Genomic DNA, 9042 nt, shown 5'->3' with positions numbered 1-9042 from the left:
GCCCCCCCGCCCGGCCCCCCCCCCCCCCCCGGGCCCCCCGGGCGGGGGGGGGGCCCGGGGGGGGGGGGGGGCCCCCGGCCCCCCCCCCCCCCCCCCCCCTCCGCTCGTGTCTGCTTGTGTCCGGTTGTGTCCGGCCGCTGCGGCCGGGCGCAAAAACGGCGGGTGCCGGGAGACCACTCGGGTCTCCCGGCACCCACCGGTAACGTTTCTGCTGGTCCAGGGACCGGGGACTAGATGTCCTCGTGCGCCACGGCGCGACGGGCATCCGCGTCCAGCACGCCCCAGCTGATCAGCTGCTCGGTCAGGACCGAAGGGGACTGGTCGTAGATGACGGCCAGAGTGCGCAGGTCGTCCTGGCGGATCGACAGCACCTTGCCGTTGTAGTCGCCACGCTGGCTCTGGATCGTCGCCGCGTAGCGCTGGAGCGGGCCGGCCTTCTCGGCGGGCACGCCCGCCAGGCGCTCCAGGTCGAGGCGCAGCTTCGGCGGCGGCTCGGCGGCTCCGCCGGGAGTCGTCCCCGGCAGCAGTTCCTGCACCGGAACCCCGTAGAAGTCCGCCAGCTCGGCGAGGCGCTGGACGGTCACGGCGCGGTCCCCGCGCTCGTACGAACCGACCACTACGGCCTTCCACCGGCCCTGGGACTTCTCCTCGACACCGTGGAGGGAGAGGCCCTGCTGGGTGCGGATGGCGCGGAGCTTGGCCCCGAGCTGTTTGGCGTATTCGCTGGACATAACGCTCCCGGACGCTGTGACGCTGTGACGACATGGACGCCGTGACGACATGGACCACGTGCGGCTCCGCCGCGGCTGGTAACTCACTGTGAGGTTACGCAGCGTTACTTGGATGCGTCAAGCCGAATGGTCTTCACCGCCACCTCAAGGGCCGCCCCAGCAGCCCCGTGAGAGCCCCCGCGCACCAGCCTGGTGACGGGTCACCGCCCGTCTCCTGGTACCGTGGGAGGCGAACATCAGACGTCCTTTAAGGTCCGTCCCGTGAGGCGGAGAAGGAGGTCCTTTTCATGGACACCCAGCAGATCAGCGATTCCACGCGCCCCGTGCTCGAAGCGCAGGACATCGCACGGGTCCTCACCCGCATCGCCCACGAGATCGTCGAACGCGCCAAGGGCGCCGACGACGTGGTGCTCCTCGGCATCCCCACCCGCGGTGTCTACCTCGCCCGCCGGCTGGCCGCCAAGCTCGAAGAGATCACCGGCACGAAGATCCCGGTCGGCTCCCTCGACATCACCATGTACCGCGACGACCTGCGCATGAAGCCGGCCCGCGCGATCGGCCGTACCGAGATCCCCGGCGACGACATCGACGGCCGTCTCGTCGTCCTCGTCGACGACGTGCTCTTCTCCGGCCGCACCATCCGCGCCGCCCTCGACGCGCTCGGCGACCTCGGCCGCCCCCGCGCCGTACAGCTCGCCGTCCTCGTCGACCGCGGCCACCGCGAGCTGCCGATCCGCGCCGACTACGTCGGCAAGAACCTCCCCACGTCGCTGCGGGAGACCGTCAAGGTCCAGCTCCAGGAGGAGGACGGCCGTGACGCCGTGCTGCTCGGCCAGCGGACCGCCCAGGCAGCCGGGCAGTAGTCCGTACGACTGACCGGGCCCCCAGGGGGGCCCGCGCCGCAGCCTGCCCTGCCCCGCCCCGCACCCCTGTCAGTCAGTACGCCTGCCTGCCTCCCCTTCCGACCTACGGAGCCATCCAGATGAAGCGCCACCTCATCTCGGCCGCCGATCTCACGCGCGACGACGCCGTCCTGATCCTCGACACCGCCGAGGAGATGGCCCGCGTCGCGGACCGGCCGATAAAGAAGCTGCCCACCCTGCGCGGCCTCACCGTCGTCAACCTCTTCTTCGAGGACTCGACCCGCACCCGGATCTCCTTCGAGGCGGCCGCCAAGCGGCTCTCCGCCGACGTCATCAACTTCTCCGCCAAGGGCTCCTCGGTTTCCAAGGGCGAATCCCTGAAGGACACCGCGCTGACCCTGGAGGCCATGGGCGCCGACGCGGTCGTCATCCGCCACCACGCCTCCGGCGCCCCCTACCGGCTCGCGACCTCCGGCTGGATCGACTCCGCCGTGGTCAACGCCGGAGACGGCACCCACGAGCACCCCACCCAGGCCCTGCTGGACGCCTTCACCATGCGCCGCCGCCTGGTCGGCCGCGACGCCGGTCTCGGCAAGGACCTGAACGGCCGCCGGATCACGATCGTCGGCGACGTCCTGCACAGCCGCGTCGCCCGCTCCAACGTCCAGTTGCTCCACACCCTCGGCGCCGAGGTCACCGTGGTGGCCCCGCCCACGCTGGTCCCGATCGGCGTCGAGAGCTGGCCGTGCGAGGTCTCGTACAACCTCGACGAGGTGCTGCCGAAGTCCGATGCGGTGATGATGCTGCGTGTGCAGCGCGAACGCATGAACGCAGCCTTCTTCCCGACCGAGCGCGAGTACTCCCGCCGGTACGGACTCGACGGCGACCGCATGGCGAAGATGCCCGAGCACGCCATCGTGATGCACCCCGGTCCGATGAACCGCGGCATGGAGATCACCGCCGAGGTCGCCGACTCCGACCGCTGCACGGCCGTCGAGCAGGTCGCCAACGGCGTGTCCACCCGGATGGCCGTGCTGTACCTGCTGCTGGGCGGATCCGAGCCCGCCGTCACCACCACCGCCGCCCGTACCGAGGAGAACAAGTAACCATGAGCAAGATCCTTATCCGTGGCGCGAAGGTACTCGGCGGCGAGGCGCAGGACGTCCTGATCGACGGCGAGACCATCGCCGAGGTGGGTACCGGTCTCGAAGCCGCAGACGCCCAGGTGATCGAGGCCGAGGGCCAGGTCCTCCTGCCCGGCCTCGTCGACCTGCACACCCACCTGCGCGAGCCCGGCCGCGAGGACTCCGAGACCGTCCTCACCGGCACCCGCGCCGCCGCCTCCGGCGGCTACACCGCCGTCTTCGCCATGGCGAACACCTTCCCGGTCGCCGACACCGCCGGCGTCGTCGAGCAGGTCTGGCGCCTGGGCAAGGAGTCCGGCTACTGCGACGTGCAGCCCATCGGCGCCGTCACCGTCGGCCTGGAGGGCAAGCAGCTCTCCGAGCTGGGCGCCATGCACGACTCCGCCGCCCGCGTCACCGTCTTCTCCGACGACGGCAAGTGCGTCGACGACGCCGTGATCATGCGCCGCGCCCTGGAGTACGTGAAGGCCTTCGGCGGCGTCGTCGCCCAGCACGCCCAGGAGCCCCGCCTCACCGAGGGCGCCCAGATGAACGAGGGCGTCGTCTCCGCCGAGCTCGGTCTGGGCGGCTGGCCGGCCGTCGCCGAGGAATCGATCATCGCCCGCGACGTCCTCCTCGCCGAGCACGTCGGCTCCCGCGTCCACATCTGCCACCTCTCCACCGCCGGCTCCGTCGAGATCGTCCGCTGGGCCAAGGCCCGCGGCATCGACGTCACCGCCGAGGTCACCCCGCACCACCTGCTCCTCACCGAGGAGCTCGTCCGCTCGTACAACGCGGTCTACAAGGTGAACCCGCCGCTGCGCACCGAGCGGGACGTCATGGCCCTGCGCGAGGCGCTCGCCGACGGCACGATCGACATCGTCGCCACCGACCACGCCCCGCACCCGCACGAGGACAAGGACTGCGAGTGGGCCGCCGCCGCCATGGGCATGGTGGGCCTGGAGACCGCGCTCTCCGTCGTCCAGCAGACGATGGTGGAGACCGGACTGCTCGACTGGGCGGGCGTCGCGGAGCGGATGTCCTTCGCCCCCGCGCGGATCGGCAGCCTGGAGAACCACGGCCGCCCCGTCTCGGCAGGTGAACCCGCGAACCTGACCTTGGTCGATACCTCGTACCGTGGTGTCGTGGACCCCGCACACTTCGCCTCCCGCAGCCGCAACACGCCTTACGAGGGCCGTGAGCTGCCGGGTCGCGTCACTCACACCTTCCTGCGGGGCCGGGCAACGGTCGTGGACGGGACGCTGGCGTGACACCTGCAGTAATCCAACTGGCCGCCGAGGCCGCCGAACGTCAGTCGGCGGAGGTGACCAGCTTCGGCGCACGCATGGCGTGGGTCGTCGGCCTGGTCGTCTTCGTCGCGTTCGTGTACTGGCTGATGCGGCAGGGCTGGAAATGGCGCGGCGCCCTGCAGAACGATCTGCCGGAGCTGCCCGCCGCCCCCGACGGTCTCCCCGAGCACCGGCTGGCCCTGACCGGCCGGTACCACGGGTCCACCACCGCCGGGCAGTGGCTCGACCGGATCGTCGCCCACGGTCTGGGCGTCCGCAGCCGGGTCGAGCTCACGCTCACCGACGCGGGCCTCGACGTGGTCCGTCCGGGTGCCACCGATTTCTTCGTACCGGCCGCGCAGCTGCGCGGCGCCCGCCTCGACAAGGGAATCGCGGGCAAGGTACTCACCGAGGGCGGTCTGCTCGTCGTCACATGGGCGCACGGCGACAAGCTGATCGACTCCGGATTCCGCTCCGACCGCGCGGCCGAACACGCCGCATGGGTCGAAGCCGTCAATCTCATGAACCAATCCATCACGACGGAAGGCGCCGAACGATGACGACCTCCACCAGGGGAGCAGCCAAAACTCCCGCCGTACTCGTCCTGGAGGACGGTCGGATCTTCCGCGGCCGCGCCTACGGCGCCCACGGGGAGACCTTCGGTGAGGCCGTGTTCTCCACCGGCATGACCGGCTACCAGGAGACCCTCACCGACCCGTCGTACCACCGCCAGGTCGTCGTGATGACCGCCCCGCACGTGGGCAACACCGGCGTCAACGACGAGGACCCCGAGTCCTCCCGCATCTGGGTGTCCGGGTACGTCGTACGCGACCCCGCCCGCGTCCCGTCCAACTGGCGCTCCCAGCGCTCGCTGGACGAGGAGCTGGTCGCGCAGGGCGTCGTCGGGATCTGCGGCGTCGACACCCGCGCCCTGACCCGCCACCTGCGCGAGCGCGGCGCCATGCGCGTCGGCATCTTCTCCGGCAACGCGATCGCCGACGACGGCATGCTGCTCGCCAAGGTGCGCCAGGCGCCCGAGATGACCGGTGCCAACCTGTCCGCAGAGGTCGCCACCAAGGAGACGTACGTCGTCCCCGCGATCGGTGAGAAGAAGTTCACCGTGGCCGCCGTGGACCTCGGCATCAAGGGCATGACCCCGCACCGGATGGCCGAGCGCGGCATCGAGGTGCACGTGCTGCCCGCCACCGCCACCGCCGAGGACGTCTACGCGGTGCAGCCGGACGGCGTCTTCTTCTCGAACGGCCCGGGCGACCCGGCCACCGCCGACGGCCCCGTCGCCGTCATGCAGGCCGTCCTGGAGCGCAAGACCCCGCTCTTCGGCATCTGCTTCGGCAACCAGATCCTCGGCCGCGCGCTCGGCTTCGGCACCTACAAGCTGAAGTACGGCCACCGCGGCATCAACCAGCCGGTCCAGGACCGCACCACCGGCAAGGTCGAGGTCACCGCGCACAACCACGGCTTCGCCGTCGACGCGCCCCTCGACAAGGTCTCAGAGACCCCCTACGGCCGCGCCGAGGTCTCCCACGTCTGCCTGAACGACCAGGTCGTCGAAGGCCTCCAGCTGCTCGACCAGCCGGCCTTCTCCGTCCAGTACCACCCCGAGGCGGCCGCGGGCCCGCACGACGCCGCGTACCTCTTCGACCGCTTCGTATCCCTGATGGAGGCCGAGCGTGCCTAAGCGCACCGATATCCAGTCCGTCCTGGTCATCGGCTCCGGCCCGATCGTCATCGGCCAGGCCGCCGAGTTCGACTACTCCGGCACCCAGGCCTGCCGCGTCCTCAAGGCCGAGGGCCTGCGGGTCATCCTGGTGAACTCCAACCCCGCGACGATCATGACCGACCCGGAGATCGCCGACGCCACGTACGTCGAGCCGATCACCCCCGAATTCGTCGAGAAGATCATCGCGAAGGAGCGCCCCGACGCGCTGCTCCCGACCCTCGGCGGCCAGACCGCGCTGAACACCGCGATCTCCATGCACGAGCAGGGTGTGCTGGAGAAGTACGGCGTCGAGCTCATCGGCGCCAACGTCGAGGCCATCAACAAGGGCGAGGACCGCGACCTCTTCAAGGGCGTCGTCGAGGCCGTCAAGGCCAAGATCGGGTACGGCGAGTCCGCCCGCTCGGTCATCTGCCACTCGATGGACGACGTCATCGCCGGCGTCGAGACCCTCGGCGGCTATCCCGTCGTCGTGCGCCCCTCCTTCACCATGGGCGGCGCCGGCTCCGGTTTCGCCCACGACGAGGAGGAGCTGCGCCGCATCGCCGGCCAGGGCCTGACGCTCTCCCCGACCACCGAGGTGCTCCTGGAGGAGTCCATCCTCGGCTGGAAGGAGTACGAGCTGGAGCTGATGCGCGACACCAAGGACAACGTCGTCGTCGTCTGCTCCATCGAGAACTTCGACCCGATGGGCGTCCACACCGGTGACTCGATCACCGTCGCCCCGGCGATGACGCTGACCGACCGCGAGTACCAGCGGCTGCGCGACATCGGCATCGCGATCATCCGCGAGGTCGGCGTCGACACCGGCGGCTGCAACATCCAGTTCGCGATCGACCCGGTCGACGGCCGCGTCATCGTCATCGAGATGAACCCGCGCGTCTCGCGCTCCTCGGCGCTCGCGTCGAAGGCCACCGGCTTCCCGATCGCCAAGATCGCCGCCAAGCTGGCCATCGGCTACACGCTCGACGAGGTCCCCAACGACATCACCGAGAAGACCCCGGCCTCCTTCGAGCCGACCCTCGACTACGTCGTCGTCAAGGCCCCGCGCTTCGCCTTCGAGAAGTTCCCGCTGGCCGACGCCACCCTCACCACCACCATGAAGTCGGTGGGCGAGGCCATGGCCATCGGCCGCAACTTCACCGAGGCCCTGCAGAAGGCGCTGCGCTCCCTGGAGAAGAAGGGCTCGCAGTTCACCTTCGTCGGCGAGCCCGGCGACAAGGCCGAGCTGCTGGCCACCGCGGTCCGCCCGACCGACGGCCGCATCAACACCGTCATGCAGGCCATCCGCGCCGGCGCCACCCAGGAAGAGGTCTTCGAGTCCACGAAGATCGACCCCTGGTTCGTCGACCAGCTCTTCCTCATCAAGGAGATCGCGGACGACCTGGCCGCCGCCGACAAGCTCCACCCCGAGCTGCTCGCGGAGGCCAAGCGCCACGGCTTCTCCGACGCCCAGATCGCCGAGATCCGCGGCCTGCGCGAGGACGTCGTCCGCGAGGTCCGGCACGCGCTGGGCGTCCGCCCGGTCTACAAGACGGTCGACACCTGCGCCGCCGAGTTCGCCGCGAAGACCCCGTACTTCTACTCCTCGTACGACGAGGAGAGCGAGGTCGCCCCGCGCGAGAAGCCCGCGGTCATCATCCTGGGCTCCGGCCCGAACCGCATCGGCCAGGGCATCGAGTTCGACTACTCCTGCGTCCACGCCTCCTTCGCCCTCAGCGACGCCGGCTACGAGACCGTGATGGTCAACTGCAACCCGGAGACCGTCTCCACCGACTACGACACCTCCGACCGCCTGTACTTCGAGCCGCTGACGCTCGAAGACGTGCTGGAGATCGTCCACGCCGAGTCGCTGGCCGGCCCCATCGCGGGCGTCATCGTCCAGCTCGGCGGCCAGACCCCCCTCGGTCTCGCCCAGGCGCTCAAGGACAACGGCGTACCCGTCGTCGGCACCTCGCCCGAGGCCATCCACGCCGCCGAGGACCGCGGCGCCTTCGGCCAGGTCCTCGCCGACGCGGGCCTGCCCGCCCCCAAGCACGGCACCGCCACCACCTTCACGGGTGCGAAGGCCATCGCCGACGAGATCGGCTACCCGGTCCTCGTCCGCCCGTCCTACGTGCTCGGCGGCCGCGGCATGGAGATCGTCTACGACGAGGCCCGGCTGGAGGCGTACATCGCCGAGTCCACCGAGATCTCCCCGACCCGCCCCGTGCTGGTCGACCGGTTCCTCGACGACGCGATCGAGATCGACGTCGACGCCCTCTACGACGGCACCGAGCTCTACCTCGGCGGCGTCATGGAGCACATCGAGGAAGCCGGCATCCACTCCGGCGACTCGGCCTGCGCCCTGCCCCCGATCACCCTCGGCGGCTTCGACATCAAGCGCCTGCGCGCCTCCACCGAGGCCATCGCCAAGGGCGTCGGCGTCCGCGGCCTGATCAACATCCAGTTCGCGATGGCGGGTGACATCCTCTACGTCCTGGAGGCCAACCCGCGCGCCTCCCGGACCGTCCCCTTCACCTCGAAGGCGACCGCGGTCCCGCTGGCCAAGGCCGCCGCCCGCATCTCGCTCGGCACCACCATCGCCGAGCTCCGCGCCGAAGGCCTGCTCCCGAAGACCGGTGACGGCGGCACCCTGCCGATCGACGCGCCGATCTCCGTCAAGGAGGCCGTCATGCCGTGGTCGCGCTTCCGCGACATCCACGGCCGCGGCGTGGACACCGTCCTCGGCCCGGAGATGCGCTCCACCGGCGAGGTCATGGGCATCGACGCCGTCTTCGGCACCGCCTACGCCAAGTCCCAGGCCGGCGCCTACGGCCCGCTGCCCACCAAGGGCCGCGCCTTCATCTCCGTCGCCAACCGCGACAAGCGCTCGATGATCTTCCCGGCACGCGAGCTCGTCGCCCACGGCTTCGAACTCCTCGCCACCTCCGGCACCGCCGAGGTGCTGCGCCGCAACGGCATCAACGCCACCGTGGTGCGCAAGCTCAGCGAGGGCGAGGGCCCGAACGGCGAGAAGACCATCGTCCAGCTGATCCACGACGGCCAGGTCGACCTGATCGTCAACACTCCGTACGGCACCGGCGGCCGCCTCGACGGCTACGAGATCCGCACGGCGGCCGTGGCGCGCAGCGTCCCGTGCCTGACCACGGTCCAGGCGCTCGCCGCGGCCGTCCAGGGCATCGAGGCGCTCGGCCACGGCGACGTGGGCGTCCGCTCCCTCCAGGAGCACGCGGAGCACCTGACCGCGGCCCGCGACTAGCAGCCCGTACGAGGCAGGGGGACACCGGTTTCACA

At 70.5% G+C, this 9042-nt stretch carries 7 protein-coding genes; 6 read left to right on the top strand and 1 reads right to left on the bottom strand.

Features of this window, described 5'->3' with window-relative positions:
• Positions 1–230: 230 nt before the first annotated feature.
• Positions 231–731, bottom strand: a complete 501-nt coding sequence (gene bldD / locus ACFYOB_RS34625) for a transcriptional regulator BldD (protein ID WP_007263032.1) — start codon at positions 729–731, stop codon at positions 231–233.
• Between the two features lie 287 nt (positions 732–1018).
• Between bldD and pyrR the strand changes: the two genes are divergently transcribed.
• The 6 genes from pyrR (at position 1019) to carB (ending at position 9007) form a co-directional block, all read left to right on the top strand.
• Positions 1019–1594, top strand: a complete 576-nt coding sequence (gene pyrR / locus ACFYOB_RS34620; protein ID WP_388567079.1) for a bifunctional pyr operon transcriptional regulator/uracil phosphoribosyltransferase PyrR — start codon at positions 1019–1021, stop codon at positions 1592–1594.
• Between the two features lie 119 nt (positions 1595–1713).
• Positions 1714–2700 carry an aspartate carbamoyltransferase catalytic subunit gene (locus ACFYOB_RS34615; RefSeq protein WP_328924712.1) on the top strand — a complete coding sequence of 329 codons (987 nt, stop codon included), beginning with the start codon at positions 1714–1716 and terminating at the stop codon, positions 2698–2700.
• 2 nt (positions 2701–2702) lie between these two features.
• The gene (locus ACFYOB_RS34610; protein ID WP_388567076.1) at positions 2703–3989 is read left to right on the top strand and encodes a dihydroorotase; all 1287 of its coding nucleotides are present in this window, start codon (positions 2703–2705) and stop codon (positions 3987–3989) included.
• Entirely contained in the window at positions 3986–4567 is a 582-nt protein-coding gene (locus ACFYOB_RS34605) for a hypothetical protein (protein ID WP_388567074.1), read from the top strand. The genes ACFYOB_RS34610 and ACFYOB_RS34605 overlap by 4 nt, the downstream gene beginning before the upstream one ends.
• Positions 4564–5706 (top strand): glutamine-hydrolyzing carbamoyl-phosphate synthase small subunit, encoded by a 1143-nt coding sequence (carA, locus tag ACFYOB_RS34600; RefSeq protein WP_388567072.1) that lies wholly within the window; start codon positions 4564–4566, stop codon positions 5704–5706. The genes ACFYOB_RS34605 and carA overlap by 4 nt, the downstream gene beginning before the upstream one ends.
• Positions 5699–9007, top strand: a complete 3309-nt coding sequence (carB, locus tag ACFYOB_RS34595; protein WP_388567069.1) for a carbamoyl-phosphate synthase large subunit — start codon at positions 5699–5701, stop codon at positions 9005–9007. Before carA ends, carB begins: the two co-directional genes overlap by 8 nt.
• Positions 9008–9042: the final 35 nt, after the last annotated feature.

The sequence above is a fragment of the Streptomyces sp. NPDC006463 genome, from assembly GCF_042870715.1.
Taxonomy (GTDB): Bacteria; Actinomycetota; Actinomycetes; order Streptomycetales; family Streptomycetaceae; genus Streptomyces.
The sequence above is the reverse complement of the archived record's forward strand: the minus strand, read 5'-3'. Positions and strand labels throughout refer to the sequence as shown.

What these genes read in the sequence shown, in the direction of transcription:
- pyrR (WP_388567079.1), top strand. Translation starts at nt 1,019, where the DNA reads ATGGACACCCAGCAGATCAGCGATTCCACGCGCCCCGTGCTCGAAGCG.
- carA (WP_388567072.1), top strand. Translation starts at nt 4,564, where the DNA reads ATGACGACCTCCACCAGGGGAGCAGCCAAAACTCCCGCCGTACTCGTC.
- ACFYOB_RS34610 (WP_388567076.1), top strand. Translation starts at nt 2,703, where the DNA reads ATGAGCAAGATCCTTATCCGTGGCGCGAAGGTACTCGGCGGCGAGGCG.
- ACFYOB_RS34615 (WP_328924712.1), top strand. Translation starts at nt 1,714, where the DNA reads ATGAAGCGCCACCTCATCTCGGCCGCCGATCTCACGCGCGACGACGCC.
- bldD (WP_007263032.1), bottom strand. Translation starts at nt 731, where the DNA reads ATGTCCAGCGAATACGCCAAACAGCTCGGGGCCAAGCTCCGCGCCATC.